25 protein-coding genes and 1 pseudogene are annotated in these 24,059 nt (G+C 71.1%); 11 read left to right on the top strand and 15 right to left on the bottom strand.

The window, feature by feature from the left end; genetic code table 11:
* Positions 1–49 precede the first annotated feature (49 nt).
* From PV396_RS37855 to PV396_RS37845, 3 genes are all read right to left on the bottom strand, one after another.
* Positions 50–652 carry a sugar kinase gene (locus tag PV396_RS37855; protein ID WP_319212617.1) on the bottom strand — a complete coding sequence of 201 codons (603 nt, stop codon included), beginning with the start codon at positions 650–652 and terminating at the stop codon, positions 50–52.
* Positions 649–1,839 carry an ROK family glucokinase gene (locus PV396_RS37850; RefSeq protein WP_319212615.1) on the bottom strand — a complete coding sequence of 397 codons (1,191 nt, stop codon included), beginning with the start codon at positions 1,837–1,839 and terminating at the stop codon, positions 649–651. Before PV396_RS37850 ends, PV396_RS37855 begins: the two co-directional genes overlap by 4 nt.
* A gap of 140 nt (positions 1,840–1,979) precedes the next feature.
* Positions 1,980–2,717: a GntR family transcriptional regulator gene (locus PV396_RS37845; protein ID WP_319212677.1), complete on the bottom strand. Its 738-nt coding sequence runs from the start codon at positions 2,715–2,717 to the stop codon at positions 1,980–1,982.
* A gap of 130 nt (positions 2,718–2,847) precedes the next feature.
* Between PV396_RS37845 and PV396_RS37840 the strand changes: the two genes are divergently transcribed.
* Positions 2,848–3,861 carry a Gfo/Idh/MocA family oxidoreductase gene (locus PV396_RS37840; RefSeq protein WP_319212613.1) on the top strand — a complete coding sequence of 338 codons (1,014 nt, stop codon included), beginning with the start codon at positions 2,848–2,850 and terminating at the stop codon, positions 3,859–3,861.
* 51 nt (positions 3,862–3,912) lie between these two features.
* Here PV396_RS37840 and PV396_RS37835 read toward each other — a convergent pair whose 3' ends face one another.
* Positions 3,913–4,593 carry a response regulator transcription factor gene (locus tag PV396_RS37835; protein ID WP_319212611.1) on the bottom strand — a complete coding sequence of 227 codons (681 nt, stop codon included), beginning with the start codon at positions 4,591–4,593 and terminating at the stop codon, positions 3,913–3,915.
* Positions 4,594–4,704: 111 nt separating this feature from the next.
* On the opposite strand from PV396_RS37835, the gene PV396_RS37830 reads away from it, so the two are divergent.
* The gene (locus PV396_RS37830) at positions 4,705–5,739 is read left to right on the top strand and encodes an aldo/keto reductase (RefSeq protein WP_319212609.1); all 1,035 of its coding nucleotides are present in this window, start codon (positions 4,705–4,707) and stop codon (positions 5,737–5,739) included.
* Positions 5,740–5,747: 8 nt separating this feature from the next.
* On the opposite strand, the gene PV396_RS37825 is transcribed toward PV396_RS37830, so the two are convergent.
* The gene (locus PV396_RS37825) at positions 5,748–7,067 is read right to left on the bottom strand and encodes a sensor histidine kinase (protein WP_319212606.1); all 1,320 of its coding nucleotides are present in this window, start codon (positions 7,065–7,067) and stop codon (positions 5,748–5,750) included.
* A 177-nt stretch (positions 7,068–7,244) separates the two neighbouring features.
* Between PV396_RS37825 and PV396_RS37820 the strand changes: the two genes are divergently transcribed.
* Positions 7,245–7,448, top strand: a complete 204-nt coding sequence (locus tag PV396_RS37820) for a hypothetical protein (protein ID WP_319212604.1) — start codon at positions 7,245–7,247, stop codon at positions 7,446–7,448.
* On the opposite strand, the gene PV396_RS37815 is transcribed toward PV396_RS37820, so the two are convergent.
* Positions 7,423–8,109 (bottom strand): SDR family NAD(P)-dependent oxidoreductase, encoded by a 687-nt coding sequence (locus PV396_RS37815; RefSeq protein ID WP_319212603.1) that lies wholly within the window; start codon positions 8,107–8,109, stop codon positions 7,423–7,425. The two genes, PV396_RS37820 and PV396_RS37815, sit on opposite strands and share 26 nt — an antisense overlap.
* 139 nt (positions 8,110–8,248) lie before the next feature.
* Here PV396_RS37815 and PV396_RS37810 point away from each other — a divergent pair, with 139 nt between their 5' ends.
* Complete coding sequence (locus PV396_RS37810; RefSeq protein ID WP_319212601.1) at positions 8,249–9,109, top strand: fumarylacetoacetate hydrolase family protein; 861 nt, start codon at positions 8,249–8,251, stop codon at positions 9,107–9,109.
* 25 nt (positions 9,110–9,134) lie between these two features.
* On the opposite strand, the gene PV396_RS37805 is transcribed toward PV396_RS37810, so the two are convergent.
* The 4 genes from PV396_RS37805 to allB form a co-directional block, all read right to left on the bottom strand.
* Positions 9,135–10,409 carry an MFS transporter gene (locus PV396_RS37805; protein ID WP_319212599.1) on the bottom strand — a complete coding sequence of 425 codons (1,275 nt, stop codon included), beginning with the start codon at positions 10,407–10,409 and terminating at the stop codon, positions 9,135–9,137.
* Positions 10,410–10,836: 427 nt separating this feature from the next.
* Complete coding sequence (locus tag PV396_RS37800; RefSeq protein ID WP_319212597.1) at positions 10,837–11,463, bottom strand: dihydrofolate reductase family protein; 627 nt, start codon at positions 11,461–11,463, stop codon at positions 10,837–10,839.
* A gap of 102 nt (positions 11,464–11,565) precedes the next feature.
* Positions 11,566–12,690, bottom strand: coding sequence for an allantoicase (alc, locus tag PV396_RS37795; protein ID WP_319212676.1), 1,125 nt, complete (start codon positions 12,688–12,690; stop codon positions 11,566–11,568).
* Positions 12,691–12,765: 75 nt separating this feature from the next.
* Complete coding sequence (allB, locus tag PV396_RS37790; protein ID WP_319212595.1) at positions 12,766–14,106, bottom strand: allantoinase AllB; 1,341 nt, start codon at positions 14,104–14,106, stop codon at positions 12,766–12,768.
* A 237-nt stretch (positions 14,107–14,343) separates the two neighbouring features.
* Between allB and PV396_RS37785 the strand changes: the two genes are divergently transcribed.
* Entirely contained in the window at positions 14,344–15,153 is an 810-nt protein-coding gene (locus tag PV396_RS37785) for an IclR family transcriptional regulator (RefSeq protein ID WP_319212593.1), read from the top strand.
* A 40-nt stretch (positions 15,154–15,193) separates the two neighbouring features.
* Here the strand turns inward: PV396_RS37785 and PV396_RS37780 are convergent.
* Together PV396_RS37780 and PV396_RS37775 are read right to left on the bottom strand one after the other, a co-directional pair.
* A pseudogene (locus PV396_RS37780) lies at positions 15,194–15,574 on the bottom strand (isocitrate/isopropylmalate family dehydrogenase); the annotation flags it as partial.
* A gap of 179 nt (positions 15,575–15,753) precedes the next feature.
* Entirely contained in the window at positions 15,754–16,980 is a 1,227-nt protein-coding gene (locus tag PV396_RS37775; RefSeq protein WP_416071550.1) for an RNA-guided endonuclease InsQ/TnpB family protein, read from the bottom strand.
* A 20-nt stretch (positions 16,981–17,000) separates the two neighbouring features.
* Between PV396_RS37775 and PV396_RS37770 the strand changes: the two genes are divergently transcribed.
* A complete protein-coding gene (locus tag PV396_RS37770) occupies positions 17,001–17,150 on the top strand; it encodes an Arc family DNA-binding protein (protein ID WP_319212590.1) in 150 nt (49 codons plus the stop codon).
* 159 nt (positions 17,151–17,309) lie between these two features.
* Here the strand turns inward: PV396_RS37770 and PV396_RS37765 are convergent, their stop codons facing one another.
* Positions 17,310–17,678 carry a DUF805 domain-containing protein gene (locus PV396_RS37765; RefSeq protein WP_319212675.1) on the bottom strand — a complete coding sequence of 123 codons (369 nt, stop codon included), beginning with the start codon at positions 17,676–17,678 and terminating at the stop codon, positions 17,310–17,312.
* A 538-nt stretch (positions 17,679–18,216) separates the two neighbouring features.
* Here PV396_RS37765 and PV396_RS37760 point away from each other — a divergent pair.
* The 5 genes from PV396_RS37760 to PV396_RS37740 all read left to right on the top strand — a co-directional run bounded on the left by PV396_RS37760 (position 18,217) and on the right by PV396_RS37740 (position 23,150).
* On the top strand, positions 18,217–18,573 hold the full coding sequence (locus PV396_RS37760) for a hypothetical protein (protein WP_319212588.1): 357 nt from the start codon (positions 18,217–18,219) through the stop codon (positions 18,571–18,573).
* A 5-nt stretch (positions 18,574–18,578) separates the two neighbouring features.
* Positions 18,579–19,271, top strand: a complete 693-nt coding sequence (locus PV396_RS37755) for a DedA family protein (protein ID WP_319212586.1) — start codon at positions 18,579–18,581, stop codon at positions 19,269–19,271.
* Between the two features lie 6 nt (positions 19,272–19,277).
* On the top strand, positions 19,278–21,377 hold the full coding sequence (locus tag PV396_RS37750; protein WP_319212584.1) for a PEP/pyruvate-binding domain-containing protein: 2,100 nt from the start codon (positions 19,278–19,280) through the stop codon (positions 21,375–21,377).
* Positions 21,374–22,291 carry a hypothetical protein gene (locus tag PV396_RS37745; protein WP_319212582.1) on the top strand — a complete coding sequence of 306 codons (918 nt, stop codon included), beginning with the start codon at positions 21,374–21,376 and terminating at the stop codon, positions 22,289–22,291. The genes PV396_RS37750 and PV396_RS37745 overlap by 4 nt, the downstream gene beginning before the upstream one ends.
* Before the next feature lie 184 nt (positions 22,292–22,475).
* Entirely contained in the window at positions 22,476–23,150 is a 675-nt protein-coding gene (locus tag PV396_RS37740; RefSeq protein ID WP_319212580.1) for an SDR family NAD(P)-dependent oxidoreductase, read from the top strand.
* Here PV396_RS37740 and PV396_RS37735 read toward each other — a convergent pair.
* Positions 23,140–23,523, bottom strand: coding sequence for a hypothetical protein (locus PV396_RS37735; RefSeq protein ID WP_319212674.1), 384 nt, complete (start codon positions 23,521–23,523; stop codon positions 23,140–23,142). The genes PV396_RS37740 and PV396_RS37735 overlap by 11 nt on opposite strands.
* Before the next feature lie 164 nt (positions 23,524–23,687).
* Entirely contained in the window at positions 23,688–24,059 is a 372-nt protein-coding gene (locus tag PV396_RS37730; protein WP_319212579.1) for a DoxX family protein, read from the bottom strand.

The raw sequence follows: 24,059 nt of genomic DNA, 5'->3' as shown, positions 1-24,059 counted from the left end.
GGTCTGACAATCGGTCCCGGAAACGGGTCGGAACCCGTCGCACGGCCGGTCAGGGGGTGGTTCGCGAGACGACGTACACCATGTAGTGGTTGGCGCGCGCCCACTTCACGACGATGTGCTGCGTGGGTGCCGGGTTCTTCTGCGGGTGGGCCAGACCCCACCACGAGCCCGGTTTCTTGAACTCCCAGCCGACGATCTTCTGGTCGCGGGCACTGATGGGGAACGTGTTCTTCTTCAGGCTCGTGCGGGGGACGCCCATGGCCTCGAAGAAGTAGTCGAGCCCCGCGTTCGTGGTCATGAACTGGACGTACAGGCGGCTGGTGCGCCAGTTGTTCGTCTCGTAGTACGCGACCTTCGTCGACAGGATTCCCGGGCCGTCGGCCACGCGCGGGACAGGCACCTCGTAGATGTGGCGCTGGACCTTGGACGGCCATGCCTTGGTGAGGCCGCGCGCCGCCCACTTCCGTTCCTTGTCCAAGCCGCTGTCCCGGCTCTGGTTGGCGGAGATCACCAGATAGCCGGCCGGGACGCCGATGAGCAGCACGATGATCAGCAGGGTCAGGGCGCGGCGGCGGATCATGTGACCGCGGTCCTCGGGCGGCCCGGGCTGCTCGTCCGAGGCCATGGCCTGGTGGGGCAGGGAGGCGGTCACTGCGGCCCCTGGGTGGCGCGGCGGGTGGTCTCGACGAACTTCTCGAAGCGCTCGTACCGCTCGACCCGGCGCCGGTTGGCGCGCCGGAAGCGGCGGGCGACCAGGCGGGCGAGGTCGGCGGCGCCCACCATGCCGGCCTCCGGACCGAGCTGGGCGCGTGCGATGCGGGCCTCCGGCCGGTAGCCGCGGCCGGTGAGATGCCGGCGGAAGGCGTCCCGGGCGGGGCCGATGAGCAGGTCGTCGGCGGCGGAGACACCGCCGCCGATGACGAAGCAGGAGGGGTCGAGGGCGGCGGCCAGGTTGGCGATGCCGACGCCGAGCCACTGGCCGATGTCCTGGAGCAGCTCGATGCACATGGCGTCGCCCTCGCGGGCCAGCTCGGTGATCATCGGGCCGGTGATGTCGGCGATGTTGCCCTTGACGTGCTCGATGATCCCGTACGCCACCGGGGAGTCGGCGGCCGCGAGTTCGCGCGCCTCCCTGACCAGCGCGTTGCCGGAGCTGTACTGCTCCCAGCAGCCTCGGTTGCCGCACGGGCAGCGGTGGCCGCTCGGCACCACCTGCATATGGCCGAACTCGCCGGCGACACCGAACTTGCCGCGCTTGACCTGGCCGTCCTCGAGGATCGCGCCGCCGATACCGGTGCCGAGCGTGATCATGACCAGGTGGTCCTCGCCGCGTCCGGCGCCGAAGCGCCACTCAGCCCAGGCGGCGGTGTTGGCGTCGTTGTCGACCAGGACGGGGACGGCGAGGCGGCCCGCGAGGCGGTCGCGCAGGGGTTCGTTGCGCCAGGACAGGTGGGGGGCGAACAGGACGCGACTGCGTTCGGCGTCGACCCAGCCGGCCGCGCCGATGCCGACGGCGTGCACGTCGTGCCGGTCGGAGAGGTCGAGGACCAGCTCGGTGATGGTGTCCTCGACGACCTTGGGACTCTTGGACTTGTCCGGGGTCTCGGTGCGGAGCTTCTCCAGGATGTTGCCGTCGGCGTCGACGACTCCGGCCATCACCTTCGTGCCGCCGATGTCGATGCCGACGGTGGGCACGCGCGGGGCCGTGAGGTGGGAACGGCGCTCACGCGTGCCGACGGTGCGCAGGGCGGGGGCTCTGCGGGAGCCGATGGGGGCGCTGGCCTCTCTGGCGGAGCCGGCCAGTGCTCTGGGGAGTGCGAGGTCGCGGTAGCTGCTCATCGGGAGTGATTGTGCCTCACCGGCAAGGGGGGTGCGTTGCGGGGGAGCAATGGGGGATGTGCGTTGTTCGCCGGGTGCGGGTGGGTTGTGGTTGCTCGCGCAGTTCCCCGCGCCCCTAGGGAGGGGGCTGCGCCCCCTCCCTAGGGGCGCACCAAGAGCTGGAATTCGAATGAATAGCGCGTGGGGCGGTAGGTGTGGGTGCCGAACTCCACTGTTCTGCCTGTGTCGTCGAAGGTGGTGCGTTGCATGGTGAGGAGGGGTGCGCCCTCCTGTTCCGTGAGGCGTTCCGCCTCCTCGGCGGTGGCGCCGCGGGCGCCGATCGACTGGCGGGCGCTGTGCAGGGTGATGCCCGCGGTGCGCATCAGGCGGTACAGGCCGGTGGCCTCCAGTTGCGCGGTGTCCAGGTCGAACAGTCCGGGCGGCAGGTAGTTGCAGAGGTACGCCATCGGCTCACCGTGTGCCATGCGCAGCCGTTCGACGCGGTGTACGTCGCTGTCCTCGGCCACGTTGAGCGCGGCGGCGACCTCGGCGGAGGCCTGTACGACGGTGTTGACGAGGACCCTGGTCGCGGGGCGCTGGCCCGCCGCCTCCAGGTCGTCGTACAGGCTGCTCAGTTCCAGCGGACGTTTGACCTGGCTGTGCACGACCTGCGTGCCGACACCCCGGCGGCGTACGAGCAGGCCCTTGTCCACCAGGGACTGGATGGCCTGGCGCACGGTGGGACGGGACAGGCCGAGCCGTCCGGCCAGCTCTATCTCGTTGCCCAGCAGACTGCCGGGAGTGAGTGCTCCGTGCTCGATCGCGGCTTCGAGCTGCTGGGACAGCTGGAAGTAGAGCGGCACCGGACTGCTCCGGTCCACGCGGAGTTCCAGCGGCACTGTCGGGTCCACATCTGGTTTCGGCACGGGCCGAGCGTAGCTCCGGTGCTTGTTGACGGGAAGTCGTGTAGTTCGATTGTCCGGACATACGCATTGACAGCGCGCCTGCTCGGACCCCAGTTTGGTTCTCATGCGCATCGGAGTCATCGGGACGGGCCGAATCGGCACATTCCACGCGAACACCCTCAGCCGCCATCGTGAGGTCGGGGGCTCCCTCATCGTCACGGACGCGGACAGCGGGCGAGCGCAGGATCTCGCGCACCGCTTAGGAGCCACGGCCGCACCGGGTGTCGACGAGATCTTCACCTGGGGCGTGGACGCCGTGGTGATCACGGCGGCGACCTCGGCACACGCCGAACTGATCGGTCGGGCAGCACGCTCGGGTCTCCCGGTGTTCTGCGAGAAGCCCATAGCGCTCGATCTGCCCGCCACCCTGGCCGCGATCGGGGAGGTGGAGGCGGCCGGAACCATCCTCCAGATGGGCTTCCAGCGCCGTTTCGACACCGGCTACACCGGCGCCCGCGAGGTCGTGCGCTCCGGGAAGCTCGGCCGTCTGCACACCGTCCGCATGATGACCTCGGACCAGACGCCGCCCCCGCCCGACTATCTGCCGCTGTCCGGCGGCCTGTACCGGGACACCCTGATCCAGGACTTCGACATCCTGCGCTGGGTGACGGGCCACGAGATCGTCGAGGTGTACGCGACGGGGTCGGACGCCGGGCCCCCGATGTTCCGCGAGGCGGGCGACATCGGTACGGCCGCCGCGGTACTCACCCTGGACGACGGCACGCTCGCCACGGCGACGGCGACGCGCATGAACGGCGCCGGCTACGACGTCCGCATGGAGCTGGCCGGCGAGCTGGACCAGGTCGGCGTCGGCCTGGACGACCGTACGCCGATCGCGTCCACCGAACCGGCCGGACCGCCGGCCGCGAGCAAGCCGTGGACGGGCTTCCTGGAGCGCTTCGGCCCCGCCTACGAGGCGGAACTGTCGGCCTTCGTCGAGGTGGTGCGCGGCGAACGCGCCAACCCGTGCGACGGCCGCGAGGCACTGCAGGCCCTGCGCGTCGCCGAGGCCTGCGAACTGTCCAGACGGGAGCGCAGACCCGTACACCTCGCGGAGATTCCGGGCGGCTGGGAGTGAGAAGCGGGGAGGACGGCCGCGACCGCGCCGGGCGGCCGCCGCTGCGCCGCTTCAGGGGCCGTACTGACCGTCCTCGTCCAGGAGGCCGGCGTCGTACGTCAACAGGGCGATCTGTACGCGGTTGTTGAGGTCCAGCTTGGCGAGGATGCGGGAGACGTGCGTCTTGACGGTCGGCACGCTCATGTAGAGGGCCGCGGCGATCTCGGCGTTCGACCGGCCCCGGCCCACGGCGACCGCGACCTCGCGTTCCCGGTCGTTCAGCGCGTCGATCCGCTCCCGGGCGCCGGCCCGCCGGGTGTCGGCCGTGCCGCCCGCCGCGTGGGCCATCAACTGGCGGGTCACGGCGGGCGAGAGGACGGGGTCCCCGGCCGCGACCCGGCGTACCGCGGCCAGGATCTCGGCGGGCGGGGTGTCCTTGAGGACGAAACCGGCGGCGCCCGCGCGCAGGGCACGCAGTACCTGGTCGTCGGCGTGGAAGGTGGTCAGAACCACGACCTGCGGGGCGTCCTCGACGGCCCGCAGGCGTTCGGTGGCGGCGAGGCCGTCCACCGTCGGCATCCGGATGTCCATGAGCACCACGTCCGGGTCGGTGCGGCGGACGAGCTCCTCGACCTCGCCGCCGTCGGCGGCCTCTCCGACGATCTCGATGTCGTCGGCGCCGCCCATCATGAAGGACAGGCCTGCCCGTACCAGGGGGTCGTCGTCGACGAGGAGCAGTCTGATCACGGTCATGGCCCTACGTAATCACGGCGGGCGGCATCACGGTTGTGCGGCGCCCGGACGTTTCGGTGCGCCGCACGGCTAGATTGCCGACCTGAACTCCCGTGTAGTGAGGGGCCTTTCGTGCGTTACCGGCTGCTGGGCCGAACCGGCCTGCGTGTCTCCGAGCTCTTCCTGGGAGCCATGACCTTCGGTGAGCAGGGCGGGGTGGGAGCGCCCAAGGAGGAGTGCGCGCGCATCCTGGACGCGTACGAGGACGCCGGCGGCAACGTCGTCGACACCGCGATCAACTACCGCGGTGGTGCGAGCGAGACGATCCTGGGCGAACTCCTCAGAGGGCGGCGCGACCGTCTCGTACTGTCGACGAAGTACACGATCTCGCGCGACGGCTCCGATCCCAACGGCGCGGGCAACCACCGCAAGAACCTCGCGCTGTCCCTGGAGACGAGCCTGCGCCGGCTCGGCACGGACTACGTCGACGTGTACTGGGTGCACATCTGGGACCGCGCCACGCCCGTCGAGGAGACGATGCGCGCCCTGGACGACGCCGTGCGCTCGGGGAAGGTGCTGTACGTCGGTATCGCGGACGCGCCGGCCTGGGTGGTGTCCCGGGCCAACACCCTGGCGGAGTGGCGGGGTTGGTCGCAGTTCGCGGCGCTGCAGGTGCCCTACAGCCTGCTGAACCGGGACATCGAGCGTGAACTGCTGCCCATGGCGGAGATGTTCGGGATGTCGGTGGCGGCCTGGAGTCCGCTGCACAACGGCATCCTGTCCGGCAAGTACACGCGCGCGCGTGGCATCGCCCCCGACGAGTCGGTACGGCTGTCCGTGGACGCGATCGGGGAGCGCGAGCACACGGTGGCGCGGGCGGTGCAGACGGTGGCGGACGAACTCGGCGCCTCCCCGGCGCAGGTGGCCATCGCGTGGACCATGGCGCACTCCCCCGCCGTGCACCCGATCGTCGGCGCACGCCGGGTCGAGCAGCTCACCGAGAACCTCGGCGCGGCCGAACTGGCGCTGCCCGCAGGCCTGGTGGCGAAGCTGGACGAGACCACCGGGTTCAGGCCCGGCTTCCCGACCGAGTACATCGAGGAGACCTCGGCCTGGGTGTACGGGGAGGCGGGACTACGGGTGGTACCGCGTACGGCGACGGGCTGAGGTCCGCATCAGGGGCCCCACGGCAGCCACGCGCGTACCGCGAACCCCCCGTCCGCTCCCTCGCCGTGCTCCAGTCGGCCGCCCGCGAGGGCCGCGCGCTCGGTCAGGCCGATGAGTCCCTGTCCTGAGCCGGGGACGGGCGGGACCTCCCCCGGGGGTGCGGGATTCTGCACGGAGACGGTCAGGCCGTCGCCCGGGGCGCCCGTGAGGCAGACGGTGACCTCGGCCCCGGGGGCGTGCTTGCGGGCGTTCGTGAGGGCCTCCTGGACGATCCGGTAGGCGGTGCGGCCGACGGAGGCGGGGACGGCGGCCGGTGCCGTCACCCGGCTGTCCAGCACGATCTTCATACCGGCCGCGCGGGACTCGGCCACGAGCGGGTCGAGAGCGGCGAGCGTCGGCTGCGGGCGCCCGGCCTCCTCCGCGTCGCCTGCCCTCAGGACACCGATGATCTCCCGCAGGTCCTGGAGGGCCTCGTGGGCGCTCTCCCGGATGACACCGGCGGCCCGTGCGACCTCCTCGCGGGGTGCGTCGGGCCGGAACTCCAGGGCGCCCGCGTGGACGCTCAGCAGGGTGAGCCGGTGGGCGAGCACGTCGTGCATCTCGCGCGCGATGGCCTCGCGGGCGAGCCGCTGCGCCTGCTCGGCCCGCAGCGCGGCCTCCGTCTCGGTCCGCCGCAGCCGGTCCCGCAGGCTCAGGGTGAGCTGCCGCTTGGCCCGCACGAACATGCCCCAGCCGACCGCGGTCGTGGTCAGCAGGATGCTGAGGACGACCGAGACGATGTACGGCAGGTCCGGGTCGGGTCGCGCCCAGTAGTAGAACGGGACCACCAAGGCGGAGGCACCGCCGACGAGGCCGGCGTACCGGAAGGGCCGATGCACGGCGAGGGAGAACAGGGAGACCAGGCCGGCGCCGCCCGCGGTGCTCGACACGAGGCTGACCGCGAGCATCGCGACGGCGAGCCCGAGCGGCCAGCGGCGCCGCAGCCATACGGCGGCGCAGGCGAGGGCGCCGAACCACTGGTCGACGAGCGCGACGGCGTGGGGGGTGTTCGGGTCGCCGGCCAGGGCGTGCGCGCCCAGCACACCGACGAGAACGGCCAGCAGGAAGCAGGTGAAGTCGACGACCCAGTCCCGCGCGGTACGCCGGGGCCGTGCGGCCATGCCGAAGCGTCCGGCCCGCCTCCGCTCGGCGCCGGAACCGGGGTCCGCGGCGGCGTCGCTTCCGGGGCGCGGACCGAGTTCTTCGAGCAGGGCCGAGGGGAAGAGCCAGCGCCGCCCCGGGAATGCCGTCGGGGTCTCGGAAACGGATGTCGGCCTGTCACCACTCACGGTCGACGAATCTACGCGGGGACGGCCCGCGCCGCCCGCCCCGCTTCATGATCGTCGACCAAAGTCGGGCCGCCGCAGACTTTCGGCGCGGTTTCGGCGCAGACCGGCGACTTCGGGAGAGCGGAACTCGCCCTGCGGCGTATGGAAGCGGAGGGTGCGCCGGGCGAGGATCCCGGTATGAAGCAGCTACTGGAGATCATCGCTTTCCTGGCTCTGGTGCAGGGCGTCGCGGGCCTGCTGCAGGAATTCACCGGCCTGCACTGGGGCCTCGTACACAAGCTCGGTTTTCTCGACGGTTACGAGGTCTACGCGAGCGTGACCCTGCTCGTGCTGTCGTTCGCGCTGTTCGCCGCCGTCAGTAGGTGGCCCTTCCGCCGCTGATGTCGTAGACCGCGCCCGTGGAGAAGCTGACGCGGTCCGACGCGAGGAAGGCCACGAGTTCGGCCACTTCCTCCGGGCGCCCGATGCGCTTCATCGGGATGAGCCCGGTGATGTGGTCGAGGACCTCGGGGGCGGTGGAGCCGTTCATGGGGGTCGCGATGACGGCGGGCGTGATGACGTTCACGAGCACACCGCTGGTGGCGAGTTCCTTGCCCGCGGATTTCGTCAGGGCGATCACGGCCGCCTTGGAAGCGGAGTAGACCGACAGGCCGGGGTTGCCGTCCTTGCCCGCCATGCTGGCGAAGTTGACGACCCGGCCCCAGCCGCTCTCGCGCATTCCGGGCACGAACGCCCGCATGGTGTTGACGGTCCCCAGGACATTGACGTCGAGAACGTGCCGCCACTGCTCGGGCGTGGTGTCGAGCAGCGGCGCGTTCGGTCCGACGATGCCGGCCGAGTTCACCAGGATGTCCACGGGCCCGATCTCGGCGGCCAGCCGGCTCAGCCCCGCCGCGTCCGTCACGTCCGCCGCGATGTCCGCGCCGGCCAGGTCGAGCGTGGTCACCTCGATGCCGTCACCGCGTAGCCGTACGGCCGCGGCGGCGCCCAGGCCACTGGCTCCTCCGGTGACGAGCGCGGTCCTGGCAGGTTTGGTCGCCATGTCATCTCATTCCAATAATCGATACGCTGGTCTAATCTTTGGAATGTCATGGACGATACGCAGAGGTTGGACGGTCCGAAACCCCTCGGCCACAAGAAGGCCCTGCCGAACTCCCCTTCACCTCCTGGAGATTGATCCCATGTATCTGATGCGCATCGGAGCCGTCGGCGCCGAGAAGCCGATCGCCCGCCTCGACGAGGACACGTACGTCGACCTCTCCGACGTCGTCACCGACTTCGACGAGGCGTTCTTCGGGTCCGGCGGCATCGACCGCGTGCGGCCCGTCGTGGCCGAGCGCGCGGCGGCGGGGCAGGTGTCCCGCTTCGCCGGAGAACGCGTCGGCGCGCCCATCGCCCGCCCGCACCAGATCCTGTGCATCGGCCTCAACTACCGGGACCACGCGGCGGAATCCGGCATGCCGGTACCCGACGAGCCGATCCTGTTCACCAAGTCGCCGAACACCCTCGTCGGCCCGTACGACGACGTGCGCATCCCGCGCGGATCCACCAAGCCGGACTGGGAGGTGGAACTCGGCATCGTCATCGGCAGGCGCACCAGCTACCTGGACTCGGTGGCGGAGGCGCGCGACGCCATCGCCGGGTACGTCGTCGTCAACGACGTCAGCGAGCGCGCTTTCCAGCTGGAGCGCGGCGGGCAGTGGGCCAAGGGCAAGTCCGCCGAGACCTTCAACCCCGCCGGTCCCTGGCTCGCGACCACCGACGAGATCGACGACGTCCTCGCGCTCGGCATGCGGCTCGACGTCAACGGCGTGCGCCGCCAGACCGGCACCACCAAAACGATGATCTTCGACCCGTACTTCATCGTGCACTACCTGAGCCAGTTCCTGGTTCTGGAGCCCGGTGACCTCATCAACACCGGCACCCCGCCCGGTGTCGGCATGGGCTTCACCCCGCCCGTCTGGCTGCGGCCCGGCGATGTCATGGAGCTGGCGATCGACGGTCTCGGCACTCAGCGCCAGCGCGTCCTCGGACCTCGCTGAGCCGGAGCCGTGCGCGCTGTGGTCCTCACTGGCCCCGGGACGTACGAGGTGCGGGAGCCGCCCGATCCTCGTCAGCGGTGGCTGGTGCGCCGGCATCGGTGACGGACCTCGCGGCCGGGCCCTCGGCGCGGGCCCGGGTCTCCACCGCCGGGGCCAGGAAGGCGGCGCACACGACACAGGCCAGGACGACGAGCATGGCGGGACGCAGGCCGACCTGGCCGCCGAGGAAGCCGAGTCCGGGTGGCCCGACCAGGAAGGCGACGTAGCCGATGACGGCGACCAGGCTGACCCGCGCCGTCTGGTCCGGGCCGGACTCCCCGGCGGCCGAGAGCGCGAGAGGGAATCCGAGCGAGGCGCCAAGTCCCCACAGCAGTACGGCGGTTCCGGCCAGAACGGCGTTGTCGGAGACGATGACGGCGAGGAGGCCGAGCGCACCGGAGAGGGCACTGGCACGTACGACGGCGGTGCGGCCGAGGCGGTCGATGAAGAACGTGCCGGCGAAGCGGCCCAGCGTCATCGCGGCGGCGAAACCGGCGTACACCAGGGACCCTGCCGTCGCGTCCATGCCGTGGCCGTCGACCATCAGCAGCGGCAGCCAGTCGTTGGCCGCCCCCTCGGCCAGCGCCATCGCCAGCACGATCCCGCCGATGAGCAGCAGCCGCCCGTCCTTCCAGACCGCCGGGCGCTGCTTGCCGACGCCCGCTTCGTGCGCCTCGACGGGCGCGGCACGGCCGGTGCCTTCCGGGACGGCCCGCACCGCGCAGAGGAGGAGGACGGTGGCGAGCAGGACGACCGCGGCGAGGTGCCAGTACACCGGTACGCCCGCCGCCGTCGCCGCCATGCCCGCCCCGGCGCCCAGCACCGTGCCCAGGCTGAAGCAGCCGTGCAGCGCGGGCAGGGTGGTCCTGCCGCCGACCCGCTCGACGTCCGTGCCGTCGACGTTGATCGCCACGTCGCCGACGCCCATCCCGGCGCCGAAGGCGCACAGGCCGGCGGTCACCGCCGGCACCGACGCCAAGGCGCTCCCCCAGCAGATCGCGGCCATCCCCGCGATGAGCAGCCATGTCCCCCAGACGATGACGGGCCGCGTCCCGAACCTGGACACCAGCCGTCCCGAGCAGGAGATCCCCGCCATCGATCCGAACGACAGCCCGAACAGCACCAGCCCCATGTGCGCGGTGGAAAGGTCCAGCCGGTCCCGGATCGCGGGCGTGCGCGTCACCCAGGAGGACATCGCGATCCCCGCCAGCAGGAAGAGCAGGAACAGCGCCTGCCGCCGCCGACGCACGTCCTGGTCCATGAGTGCACTTCTCCGTCCGGCGAGGCTTGGGGCGGCTCGCGGCCGGGCCTCGACACCCCGCCCGGCGTGAATAAATGTACATGCCATGTCACCCAGTGCCGAGGGACCAGGGTTTCGATCCGATCGGGCCCCGGTCGGTCGGGTCAGTCGGCCGCTGCGACCGCAGGGCTTCACGGTGGGCGCGGGCCGTGGTCATCGCCGCGTCCAACGCGTCCCGGGTATGGTTCGCCCGCCGTGCAGACAGCGGTGGCCCGAGGCGCGCTGGTCGTCCAGCAACTGCTGAAGGACCCCTCCCGGGTCGCCTCGATCGTCGACCCCGAGGTCACCCGGCTCGGCGGGCACCAGGTGTGGACCCAGCCCGTCCTCACATCGACCGGGTACTGCCCCTGGCCGAGGCCGCCGACGCACTCGCTGCGGCATCCCCGCGTCAGGCGCTGTCCGGGAGCTCGTACGTGCCGTACTCCGGGCGGCCCGCGAACTCGTACGTCTGGATGGAGACGCCCGCCTCCGTCGTACGGCCCCCGGTGCGCCGGAAGGCGGTCGGGGCGGCGCCCTCCGCGAAGAGGCGGCGGCCGGAGCCGAGGACGACCGGGAAGGTCAGCAGGTGAATCTTGTCGACGAGGTCGAGGGCGAGGAGGGACTGCGCGAGGGCGCCGCTGCCGTGCACCTGGACCTCGCGGTCGGTGCGTTCCTTGAGGGCGGCCACCTCCTTGCCGAGATCGCCGCTCAGCACGGTCGTGTTGGCCCACTCGGGGTCCTTGAGGCCGGCGGAGGCGACGTACTTCGGCAGGGCGTTCAGCCGGGACGCGATCGGGTCCGCGGGGTCGGTGACCTTGGGCCAGTACGAGGCGAAGATGTTGTACGTGCGGCGGCCCAGGAGGAACGCGTCAACGCGTTCGAAGACCTCGACCATGAACCGGCCGAAGTCCTCGTCCCCGTACGGGACGCTCCAGCCGCCGTGTTCGAAGCCGTCTCGCGGGTCCTCCTTGGGGCCTCCGGGGGCCTGGTAGACGCCGTCGAGGGTGACGAAGGACGTGAGGGTGAGGGTGCCCATGGCGGGTGCCTGCTCTCTGGGAGGGGTCTGTTCATCAGCTCAGACCCCTCCGGCGCCCGCAACTCATCGGCGGTGGGTACGAGGACCGCCGGGTACGACGGCTCAGCCCCCGAGTTCCTGATGGCGGGCCCGCAGTTCGTCCGCCCCGTCCTGGGTCAGGGAGCCGAACAGGCGCAGCCGTGAGATTCCACCGTCCGGAAAGATGTCCACGCGCGCGTGCGTGCCCGTCGCCGGGGCCGGCAGGACGAAGCGGTGGTTGGTGTCGGGCTGGAGGCGGGTGCGCGGCAGGATCTCCGTCCAGTCGCCGTCGTCGCCGTCGTCGCCGTCCCGAAGCGACACCGAGGCCCAGCCCGCGCTGTTGCCCTTCAGATACGCCGTGTCGATCTCCAGGGCCCTGATCTCCGAGCGGGCCACGAGCCGGTAGCGGATCCAGTCGTTGCCCCGGTCGCGGCGGCGGCGCGTCTCCCAGCCGTCGTCCATCTTGCGGGAGCGCCCGGGCTGGATGGTGTTCGACGCCGGTGAGTAGAAGAGGTTGGACGCGTCCTCGGCCCGGCCGCCGTTCTCCAGGGCGACCACGTCGAAGGTGCCGAGCACCGCCAGCCAGGCGGGGTCGGGGGCGACCTCGCCGTACACCCGCAGGCGGGCGATGCCGCCGTCGGGGTGCTGGTTGATCCGCAGGTGCGTGAAGCGCTGTTCGAGCGACACCTCGAAGCCGTTGGCCGCGTGCCCGCCCACCTTGGTGCGCGGTACGAGTGTCGTCCACTGCACGTCGTCCGCCAGGAGTTCCTCGGGGGACGGGGAGCCGGGCACCGACACGCCCTCCACCGACACGGCCTGCGGGTAGTTGCCACGGAAGTGGGCGGTGTCGACGACGATGCCGCGTACGACGCCCGGCGCGCCGAGCCGGACCAGCGCCCAGTCGTGGTCCTCCTCCGTCGGCCACGGGTGCTCGGCGGACGCGCCGCGCCGGCGCCGGGTCTCCCAGCCGTCCATGATCTTGCCCTTGTGCCCGAAGTGCTCGGGCACGAACTCGGCGGGCTCGGGCACGAGCATGTTCTCCCGGTCGGCGAAGAACTCGTCATTGGCCGCGATCACGCCCGCGCCGAGGCGGCGGTCGGCGAGGTTGGCGTACTGGGTGAAGGGGAAGTCCGCGGTGCGGTGGTCCGCGTACGGGTCGCCGCCTCCGTAGGGGTTCGCGTCGCCGGTGAAGCTCGGAATCGCGGTCACGGTGATCAGTTCTGCCTTTCGGACTTCGGCGTCGGCCGTCGCGGGTGCCATGGGTGCCGTGGGAGGGGGATCGGGTCAGGGGGTCCGGGTGAGGAGTTGTCCCTTCGGGTCGGTGAACTCACCCTGAGCCACGATGCGTTCACCGCGCAGCCAGGTCGACCTGACGACACCGCTGAGGGTCCGGCCCGCGTAGGCGGTCACCCGGTTGCGGTGCTGGAGGGCGGCCGGGTCGACGGTGAACGTCTCGTCCGGCGCGAGGACGGCGAAGTCGGCGTCCCGGCCCGCCTCGATGGCGCCCTTGCGCGCGTCGAGGCCCACCAGGGCCGCCGTACGGGTGGACATCCAGCGCACGACGTCCTCCAGGGAGTGGCCCCTGCGCCGTGCCTCGGTCCACACCGCGGCGAGGCTCAGTTGCAGCCCCGAGATGCCGCCCCACGCGGTGGCGAAGTCGCCGGTCTTCAGGTCGGCGGTGGACGGCGAGTGGTCGGTGACCACACAGTCGATCGTGCCGTCGGCCAGCGCCTGCCACAGGAGGTCCTGGTTGGCGGCCTCACGGATGGGCGGGCAGCACTTGAACTCGCTCGCGCCGTCCGGGACCTCCTCGGCGGTGAGGGTCAGATAGTGCGGGCACGTCTCCACGGTGATCCGTACGCCCGCCGCCTTCGCCTCGGCGATCAGCGGCAGCGCGTCGCTCGACGACAGGTGCAGGACGTGCACGCGCGCGTGGAGGCGTTTCGCCTGTTCGATCAGGTTCGCGATCGCCCGGTCCTCCGCACCGCGCGGACGCGAGGCGAGGAAGTGGGCGTACTCGGGGCCGCCCTGCTGGGGGGCCGTGTCGAGGTGGTGGGGGTCCTCGGCGTGCACGATGAGCAGGCCGTCGAAGCCGGCGATCTCGCCCATCGACCGGGCGAGTTGCTCCTGGTCGAGGTGCGGGAACTCGTCCACGCCGGACGGCGACAGGAAGGCCTTGAAACCGAAGACGCCGGCGTCGTGCAGGGGCCGCAGGTCCTTGACGTTGTCGGGCAGCGCGCCGCCCCAGAAACCGACGTCGATGTGCGCCTTGGAGGCAGCCACTTCCCGCTTCGTCCGGAGGTGGTCGACCGTGGTCGTCGGCGGGAGGGAGTTGAGGGGCATGTCGACGAGGGTGGTGATGCCCCCGGCCGCCGCGGCGCGCGTGGCGGTCCAGAAGCCCTCCCACTCCGTGCGCCCGGGGTCGTTGACGTGCACATGGGTGTCGACCAGACCGGGCAGCAGGACGTCGTCGCCGAGGTCCTCCAGCCGGGCGCCGGGCGGTACGTCCGCCTCGTACGGGAGTACGGCCGCGATCCGGCCGTCGGCGACCGCGACGGTGGCCGCACGCGTCCCCTCGGGCGTGATGACGCGCGTCGAGCGCAGCACCAGTTCGATGTCGGACACCCCGACCCCTCTCTGTCGCCGTGAATCCCGCCGTTAACCTCCACGTAACGGAATTCAACGTTCTGTTGAAGGAGTCTTCCCCGCGCACGCCATACCGTCAAGAGTGCGACAACCTGGATGTTTCCACAGAACGGAATTAGAGTTCCAGAAATCAGAACGTAGTCACATACCAGCAGGCCGTCAAGCAACCGCCCGGTAGGCTGCAGCATCGCCTGTCAGCCGTGAAAGGAACGCGCCGTGCCGACGCCCAGCGCCAGCTCCACCGATGCCGCCAAACCCGCCGCCGGTGGTGGCGGTGGTGTCCAGTCCCTGGAGCGTGCCTTCGATCTGCTGGAGCGCATGGCGGACGCGGGCGGTGAAGTCGGCCTCAGCGAACTCTCCGTGAGCAGCGGGCTGCCGCTGCCCACCATCCACCGGCTCATGCGCACGCTCGTGTCCTGCGGTTACGTACGTCAGCAGCCCAACCGCCGGTACGCACTGGGCCCGCGCCTGATCCGCCTCGGCGAGTCCGCGTCCCGGCTGCTCGGCACCTGGGCCCGCCCCTATCTGGCCCGGCTGGTCGAGGAGACCGGGGAGACGGCCAACATGGCGCTCCTGGACGGCGACGAGATCGTGTACGTGGCGCAGGTTCCGTCGAAGCACTCGATGCGTATGTTCACCGAGGTGGGCCGGCGCGTCCTGCCGCACTCCACCGGCGTCGGCAAGGCCCTCCTCGCCGGCTTTCCGCCGGACGAGGTGCGCTCCCTGCTCGCCCGTACGGGCATGCCGGCCGCGACGGAGAAGACCCTCACGACCCCGGACGGCTTCCTGGCCGCCCTGGAGGACGTACGTCGTCTCGGTTACGCGGTCGACGACAACGAGCAGGAGATCGGCGTCCGCTGCCTCGCGGTCTCCGTCCCCGACTCCCCCACCGCCGCCGCGATCTCGATCTCGGGCCCGGCCGGCCGGGTCACCGAGGAGGCCACGGAGAAGATCGTGCCCGTACTGAAGCAGGTCGCGATCGAACTCTCCGCGGCCCTGGCCAGCTCGGGCAGCCCCAGCCACTGATCTCCGCCCCGGCGTCCCTCCCGGCGGCACTCGCGGGCGGTCAGACGCCGAGTGCGGCGATCAGGGCCTTGGTCACGTCCTCCGTCGTGGCCGTGCCACCGACGTCGCGGGTGAGAACGCCCGCGGCGGTCGTGGCCTCGCTCGCCTTGTTCAGTCGGGCCGCCTGGTCCGGCAGGCCGAAGTGCTCCAGCATCAGCGCCGCGCTGCCGACCGCGCCGATCGGGTTGGCCAGGCCCTGCCCCGCGATGTCCGGGGCCGAGCCGTGGACCGGCTCGAACATGCTGGGGAAGCGGCGCTCGGGGTTGAGGTTGGCGCTGGCCGCCAGGCCCAGGCTGCCGGCGAGCGCGCTGCCGAGGTCGGAGAGGATGTCGGCGTTGAGGTTGGAGGCGACGACGACGGAGAGGTCCTCGGGCCTGAGGAGACGTACAACTGCCGGTACCACGGCGTCGCCGCGATACGCGCGGCCTGTTCGGCTCTTCCGTTGCCCGGTACGCGTCATTGCAGGCTCCTTGATCGCGCGACACCGAACCCGATCGGTCTCCGCGCGCGGACTTTCGCCACATTGAATCCTCCCCCAGCTGAAGCGGGGGGATTCCTGGCTCAGGCAGCCTCCTGGAGCAGCGCTCCTGGAGGTCTTACGCCCTCGACACCAGCCGGGTTGAGACCAGCCCGGACGAGCATCACGCGGGCGGAGTTCTTGTCTCTCGGCGAGACGACTCCGCATGCGGTGCAGGTGTAGGTGCGTTCCGACAGCGGCAGTGCGTGCTTGGCTCTCGCTCCGCAGCGCGCGCAGTCCATGGTGGTGTGTGCGGGGTGCACGAGGCGCACGTCGCGCCCGTGCTTGTGGCCCATCGCGATCAGGGCCTTCTTGGTGGCGCCGATGGCGGCGTCAGCTGCCTTGCGGGCCATCGAGGACTTGGCGAGGAACTTCGGGCGGAAATCCTCCACCGCGATCGCGTCGTGGTCGGCCACGACGCGTTTGGCCCACTTGCGGCTGGCGTCCTGCCGTTGCCGGGCGATCTTCGCGTAGGCCTTCGCGCGCAGCTTCTTGGCCTCGCGGTGACCCTTCGAGCCGGACTGTCCCTTGGCAGGTTTGCGGCGGGCCATCATCCGGTCGTACCGCGACAGTTTCGCCTGGGCTTTCCGGCCGTGCTCGGCGTGCGGGAGGTCGTGGGCGTTGGAGGTGGTGGTCGCGGTCTCCTTCACGCCCCAGTCGACACCGATCACCGCGCCCGTCCCGGGCAACGGCTGGATTTCGGCAAGGACGACGAACGAGGCATACCAGTGACCGACACTGTCCCGGTACACCCGCACCGAGGAGGGATCGGCGGGCAGGTCGCGGGACCACACGACCGTCAGCACGATGTTGCCCGCCAGGTGCAGACGCCCGTCCTTCAGCCGGAAGCCGCGCTTCGTGTAGTTCAGGCTCGGCTCGGCCTCACGCCTCTTCTTCCACCTGGGCATCCCGGCCCGCTGCCGCTGGGGCAGACGATCCCGAATGTCCTTCTGCGCCTTCGCACGGGACGTGCCGAAGTCGCGGATGATCTGCTGCTGCGGAACCGACGAGCCCTCTCGCAGCCACGGAGTGCGGGCGCGGGCCTCGGTCAGCATCTTGTCGAGCTGTGCCGGACCGCACGTCCGCTTGTCCTCACCCTCGGGCCGGAACCGGTTCCAGGCGTGCGCGGCCCTGGACTTGGCGACGCACTCGTTCCACACCCACCGGCACCGGTCCCACTCGGCTTCCAGGGCGGTGCGGGCGGTGGACGACACGCGCAGTCGGTAGGTCCACCGGGCGCGCCCGGCCTCCCCCACTTCACGTGATGTCATCATGCGGCTAACGTAGCATCATGATTCGTTTCGCGTTGCGCATCCCCGAAGACCTCCATGCCCGACTGACCGCACAAGCCGCTGCGGACCGGCGGTCCATCAACTCCGAGATCCTGCACCTCATCGAGGTCGCCCTCAGCGCCATTGAGACGGACGAGGAATCGCCCTGACGGCGATTCCTCCACCCCTGCCCCGCTACGCGGGAAGCCGGATTCCTCCCCGGCCTGAAGGCCGGGGCATCCACCGGTTACCAGGTGAACCGGACCATGAAAGGGGGGTCCACGACCAAAAATCGACGCCCCGTACAGGCCGGGCCTATCAGTACCGGCTCAGCCGACGGGCTGCGCGACGGCCTTGGGAGACGGGCCGTACTCGTTGGCGCCCGGGGTGCTGTCGAGTGCCATGCCCACGAGGTAAATCACCGGGCCGACGACCGGTATCAGGGCGATGAACATCCGTCGGCCGGACTTGCCGGTGTCGTGCAACCGGCGGACCGAGACGGTCAGCATGGGCACGATGAACGGAAGCAGCAGAACGTTCAGCAGGGGGGCCTCGATCGCCAGGCCGGTCCCGGCGATCACCACGGTGGCGATCACGTACAGCACCGAGAACCACCAGTACTCCGCGCGCCGGGCGCGACCGGAGAACGAGGCGTACTTGACGGTGAGACACGTGCGTATCGCGTCGGTGAACGACATCCTGGTCACGGTGGGTCCTTTCGCTGCGGCTGGGGCCGGATCATCGAAACAGAATCGGACAGGGCTATCCGATTCACGATTCGGATAAGTCGTTCCGTTTCCCTGCCGGACACCATAGCACCGTAAAGCGGATAGACCACTCCGTCTCTCTCCTGCGGTCAAGTGGCGCACATCACACTCGGCTCGGGAAATAAATGGAACACCCGGACCACTTATCTCGATCACCGAGAAGGACAGCAGGCACGCCCCCGAACGACGCGCCGCTGACCGATCAGGAGGCTGCCGTGCCCCAGTCAACAGCGCCTCGGAACGGCGCATCCCCGTCGCCGAGCAGCGCGAAGCGGGAGACCGCTCATGTGATGCCACTGTGGGAAGCGGCCAGGTCGCGACAGCCGAGCAGCCTGGCGCAGGACGCCGGAGCGACCCGGTGAGTTGCGTGGCCGCCTGCAGCCTTCGCCCCCGCGGTTCCCGGCGCGCGCCGGTTCTGGGCCGGACCGGGCCAGGGCGTGCGCACGTCCGGCGGAGCCTGCGGCGCGCCATGGTGGGCGGTGCGGCGACACTCCTCGCGTATTCCGGTCTCCTCGCCGTGTCTGTCCACAAGGAGACGTTCGCCGAGGCCGGCTGGACATCGTCCGCCGCCGCGCGCCTCAGCCCTTACGGGACCGTCGCGGCGGAGCAGGGAGCCGTGTTCGTCCACGCCCTGGCCCAGCCGCTGACCTGGATCATCGTCCTCGCCTCGTTGGCCTTGGTGGTGCTTGCTCTGCTCCAGCCGGCCCGACGGAATCAGCGGCTCCACATACGTCCTGCCGGACGGGTGCTCTCGTTCCGGCCCCGCACCCGGGCGCCTGAGCCGGCCCGCACCCCGCAACCCGCCCCGTTGCGACAGGCGCGCTGACGGCCATGGACATCGGTGCGCTGATCGAGGCCGCCGGATGGTGGTCGTACATCGTCGTGTTCGCCCTGACGGCGGGCGAGACCAGCGCCTTTGTCGGTGTGCTGCTGCCCGGCGAGACAGTCGTCCTCCTCGCGTCCACGATCGCGGGCAGGGGCGACCTCGACCCCGTACTCCTCGCCGTCCTCGTCGTGACCGGTGGCATGACGGGTGACAGTCTCGGCTACGCCCTGGGGCACTGGTACGGACGACGCCCGCACGCCCGGCTGATCCATCGGGCACGCGCAGGCAGCCGGATCGGCCGGGCACATGACTTCCTGACACGTCATGGCGGGGCGGCGGTCCTCGGCGGCCGGTTCATCGGGTTCGTACGGACCTTCCTGCCCTTCGCCGCAGGGGCGACGGGCATGCCGTACCGCCGCTTCTTCCTCTTCAGCACCGCCGCGTCGCTGATCTGGGGGATCGGAAACGTGCTCCTGGGCTACTTCGCCGGTGCCGCCGCCACCGGCTTCCTGCACAGGGCCGGACTGATCGGCGCGGTGACGCTCGTCGCCGTGGGTGTGGCGCTGTTCGGTCTTGGGTGGTTGGTCGCGCGTCGCCGGGGCGGCGCGCGGGCGCAGTCCGCCGTGGTGGCCTCCGGCGCGGCCTCTCGGCGCCCTGAACAGGAGCCGATCCATCTCGTCACCTCTTCGAAGGAGTAGTGGGCCATGGGATTTACGGGTGCGGAACTGGCGGTCGTACCGCTGGACGCGGAACATGCCAAGGCCGCGGCCGCCACCGGCGCCAAGGCCGCCAACCTGGCCCGTGCCGCCATGGCAGGGCTGCCCGTGCTGCCGGGGTTCGTGCTGGTACGCGCCGACCGGGCACCGGAGGCGGCCGTCGGGGAGGACACGGTGCGCTCCGCGTGGCAGGCACTGGTCGGCCCGGAGGAGCGGGCGTTGGTCGTGCGTTCCTCCTCCGCGCACGAGGACACCGAGGAGTCCTCCATGGCGGGGCGGTTCGAGTCGGTGCTGGATGTGCGGGGCTGGGAGGAGTTCACCATCGCCGTGCAGATCGTCCTCGACTCCGCCGGGAGAGTCAGGCCGCTGCGCCCGCCCGAGGACATCGCCGACGGCGACGGAATGGCGGTGCTGGTGCAGCCGATGCTCGAATCCGCCGTCGGTGGCGTGATGTTCGGCGCCGACCCGGTCGAGGGCCGCACCGACCGGATCCTCGTCAGCGCGGTGCCCGGCGGACCGCACCAACTCGTCAACGGCAGCACCCAGGGCGTGCGCTATCAACTGACCCGCCTCGCCCGCCTGGTGCGCACCGACCCGGCCGAAGCACGCGGCCACCGACTCCTGTCCCACCGGCAGCGGGTCGGGCTGGTGGACCTGGCCAAGAAGACCGAGAGGGCGTTCGGCGGGCCCCAGGACATGGAGTTCGGCTTCGACGCCGACGGAAGGCTGTGGCTGTTCCAGGCCCGTCCCATCACCGCGATGGCGGCCCGGCCGCCGCGCGAGGCGCGCCTGTTGGGCCCCGGTCCCGTCGCCGAGACCCTGCCCGGAGTCCTCCAGCCACTGGAGGAGGACCTGTGGGTGAGCCCGATGTCCCACGGCCTCACCCTCGCCCTCGACATCGCGGGCGCCGCGCCCAGGCGACAACTGCGCAGGCTGCCCGTGGTGACCACTGTGGAGGGGCGGGCCGCCGCCGATCTGCGACTGCTGGGTGCCATACCCTCCGCCCACCCGGTGCTGGACTTCGTCAACCCGGCGCCGGGGGCTCGCCGTGCGGGCGCCGCCTGGCGGATCGGGCGGCTGCGTTCGGCGCTGCCACTGCTGGCCGTCGACCTGATGGCCGACGTGGACCGGCAGTTGTCCGACTTCCCTCCGCCCCGGGGGATGCTCAGCGGCCAGCTGCTGGACGCCGTCGCCTGGGGTCGGCACGTCCTGTCGTCCCTGCATGCCCAGGAGTCGCTGGCAGGCGCGCTGCTCGGCGCGGGAAGCGGCGCCACCGCGGCCGGCGAAGCGCTCGCGGAACTGACGGAAGGCCGCAGGCGGGGCCTGAGCGACGAGCAGCTCCTGGAACGCCACCCCGTTCTGCTGGCCTTGCTCCCACCGACTCTCGGCGACCGCCCCCCGCTGCCCGCACAGACCGGGTGGACCGCGGCGCCGCGGGGCGTGGGCGCGCTGCCCGTGCGGGAAGGGCTGCGGCTGCGGATCCGCTGGGTGCAGGAGATGCAGGCCCAACTGGTGCGGGAACTCGCCGAACGGGTCGACGCCGGTGAGTGCGGGTTCGGATCCTCCCGTCTGATGCTGCTGCGCTGGGAGGAACTGGTCGAGGCGGCGGACGGCAAGGGGTTGCCGGCCGATCTCGCCGAGCGGCTGCCCCGCGAGAACACCGGCCCGCTGCCCGCCGTCTTCCGCCTGGCCGACGGTCGGCCCGTGGCCCAACTCCCGCCCGGCCACCGGGCCTTGGGCGAAGGCCAGGGGGCCGGCGGCGGCTTCGGCTCCGGCACGGCCTGGGACGGGCACGGCGAGCGCCCCGACCGTCCCGTGCTTGTGGTCCGCTCCCTCGACCCGGCCCTGGCCCCGCTGCTCCCGGGCCTCGCCGGTCTCGTCGCGGAGACCGGCAGCGCCCTGTCCCACCTCGCGGTGCTGGCCCGCGAATACCGCGTCCCCACCGCGGTCGGCGTACCGGAGGCGGTCGGGCGCTTCCCCTCGGGGACACCGCTGGCCGTGGACGGCGGGACAGGAGAGGTGACCGCGAACGACACCCCCGGCGCGGCGCCGGAGCCCACACCGATCCGTGAGGAGTCGGCGGCATGAAGGCCATCAGACTGGTCGGCTACACCTTCGGCGGTCTGTCCGCCGCCTACGCCGGTTACTACACCGTGCTCTACCTGACCCGCTGGGAATGGCAGCGGGCCCTGATCTCCGCCGCCCTGCTGATCGTCGTCGAGGTCTTCCTCGCGACCGTCCTGCTGCTCACCCGGCTGAGCCGTCTGGAGGAGCGGCTGGAGCGGTCCGACGCCCGAGTCGAGGAAGTACGCAAGCGGCTCGAGCAGACTCGTGGTTCGGTGCCGAACCACTTCAACTGGCTGGCCGCCGTGGACCGGACCGAACTGAACGGCACCCACCGGACGTTCGTCTTCGTCCCCGTCCTCATGGTGGCGGGCGCGGCTCTGTCCGGGATCGCCATGGTGATCCAGAAGGTGGCCGGAGCCACCGCTCGGCCCGGCGCGGAACGCCGGCTGGCCGGACGCCTGGCGGCGTTGACCGCCCCGCCGATCACCGCGACCGTGCCCCTGGAGAGCCTCCCGGCCGTACCGGCGGCCCGTACCGGCCGCGGGGCGTTCGCCGTCGTGGCGGCCGTCGGCGGTCTGCTCCTGGTGCCCGTGCTGTGGTCCGCCCTGGCGGACGCGACCCAGACCCGGGCCGAGCAGCCGCCGGACGCGGCGAGCACGACCATGGTCTTCCGCGTCGAGACGTACGGCGATCGGAGCGAGGGGGCCGTCCAGCTAGCCGCGCGGGATCTGTGGGAGACCTGCCGCCGCTCCACCGCGGCGACGAACGACAACGCCACGCTGAACCGGATGAACGACGGCGTCTACGCCGGCGTCATCCGCCCCGCCCTGCCGCCGCACGACGTGACACGCCTGCACGGCTGCCTCCAGGACGCCAACACCAACCGCACCAGCGCCGTCGTCCTCGGCGAGGGCCAGTCCGAACACCGGAGCTGAGCATCTGGCCTGCCAGTAGCCGGATGCCGTGGGACCGGCCCACGGCATCCGCCTCCACCCGCCCGACAACCGGTACGCCCTATCCGTTTTCGGTGGTACGGTGGAACCGGAGATCCGGATAGGTCTATCCGGATACCTATCCGAATGCCCCCTCCCTTCGACCATGTTCCGCGAAAGGATCGCTGTGACCAGCATCGCCATCATCGGAGCCGGCCCCCAGCTGGGCCTGGCCATCGCCCGCACCTTCGGCTCCCAGGGCTTCGACGTCGCTCTCGTCTCCCGTGACCCCGGCAACCTCGACGCTCTCGTCGGCACGCTCACGGCCGAGGGCATCAGCGCCGCCGCGTTCCCCGCCGACGTACTCGACCGGGACGCGCTCACCCAGGCGCTCAAGGACGCCGCCGCGAGGTTCGGCGGGATCGACGTCCTCGAGTACTCCCCGGTCGCGGGCCTGACCACAACGATGGTCACCCCCACCGAGGCCGAGCCGACCCACGTACAGCACGAGATCGAGTTCCAGCTGTACGGTGCCATCGCAGCTACGAAGGCGGTACTCCCGGCGATGCGGGAAGCCGGCGCGGGCACGCTGCTCTACACCACCGGCGCCGGCTCCATCGACCCCGTCCCGCAGGTCGGCAACGTCAACGCGGCCGCCGCCGCGCTGCGCAACTGGGTGATCAACCTCCACAAGGAACTGGACGGCACCGGCGTCCAGGCCGCCCACATCGGCATCGACGTGTCGATCGGCACACCGGCCGTCCCCGGCTTCCCGACGGCCCAGCCCGAGGAGATCTCCCCCGTCTACTGGGAACTGCACACCACCGGGCGGGACCAAGCCGAACTCGTCTTCAGCCGCTGAGCAGCCACCGGCCCCGCCCCGCTTCGTTCTCCTTCGGGTTCACAGCCACGCGGGCAGTTTCGGTACGGATGGATCCGCGGTCGGTGGTACGGAGAGAGCCTGGCACGGGCCGGCCGGTCGCATAGGCGGCCAGACTCGGGAGGTCGCCGGTCACGAGGAGGGTGTTCGCTGTGCCGGGCACGCCCAGGAGCCCAGCACGTGTCGGGCAGTGCGGCGAGTTCCCCGGCGAGTCGGCCGTCGGCCCGGAGCAGGTCCGCGCGCAGTTCACCGGCACGCTGGGGGGACTGACGTACATCGGCGTCTCGACACCCGTACGAGCCCAGTTCAGGAGATTGAGCAGCGCGTCCGCGTTGCGGGCCATGTGCGCGACGATGCGCGCCCGGCTCCAGCCCGGTAGATACGAAGGTCGGACGAGGCTCGCGTCAGTCGTACGCCCTCGCGGTACCAGGCCTCATCGGCGCGGCACTGATCGGACTGGTCCCCCGCACTCCCTGCGATCCGGCGCCGGTGGCTGAGAGACGGTTCCTTGCTCGGAGGTCAGAAACTGTACGGGCCGAAGCGTCCCCAGGCCACCAGGACGGCGAGGATCAGCAGGACGGCGGTGAAGCCGACGGCTCCGGGTTCCTTGCGGCGGGTGTGGGTGAGCGCGGCCAGCACCATCGTCACGGCCAGGCCGGTCGCGGCCAGCGGGGTCAGGACAGGGGCGATGTCGGTGGCCGCGGGCAGGATCAGGCCGAGGGCGGCGGCGAACTCCACGATGCCGATGAAGCGGACGGTGCCCTGCGAGAAGTCGGCCGTCCAGGGCAGCTGATCGACCAGTTTCTCCTTGGGCTGGGTGGACTTCATGACGCCGGCCATGGCGAACATGGCGGCCAGCACAACCTGGACTATCCACAGGAAGACGTTCAT

Origin of the sequence: Streptomyces sp. ME02-8801-2C (assembly GCF_033793965.1) — a bacterium.
Lineage (GTDB): Bacteria > Actinomycetota > Actinomycetes > Streptomycetales > Streptomycetaceae > Streptomyces.
Note: the sequence above shows the minus strand (reverse complement) of the source record. Positions and strands in the feature narration are given on the sequence as shown.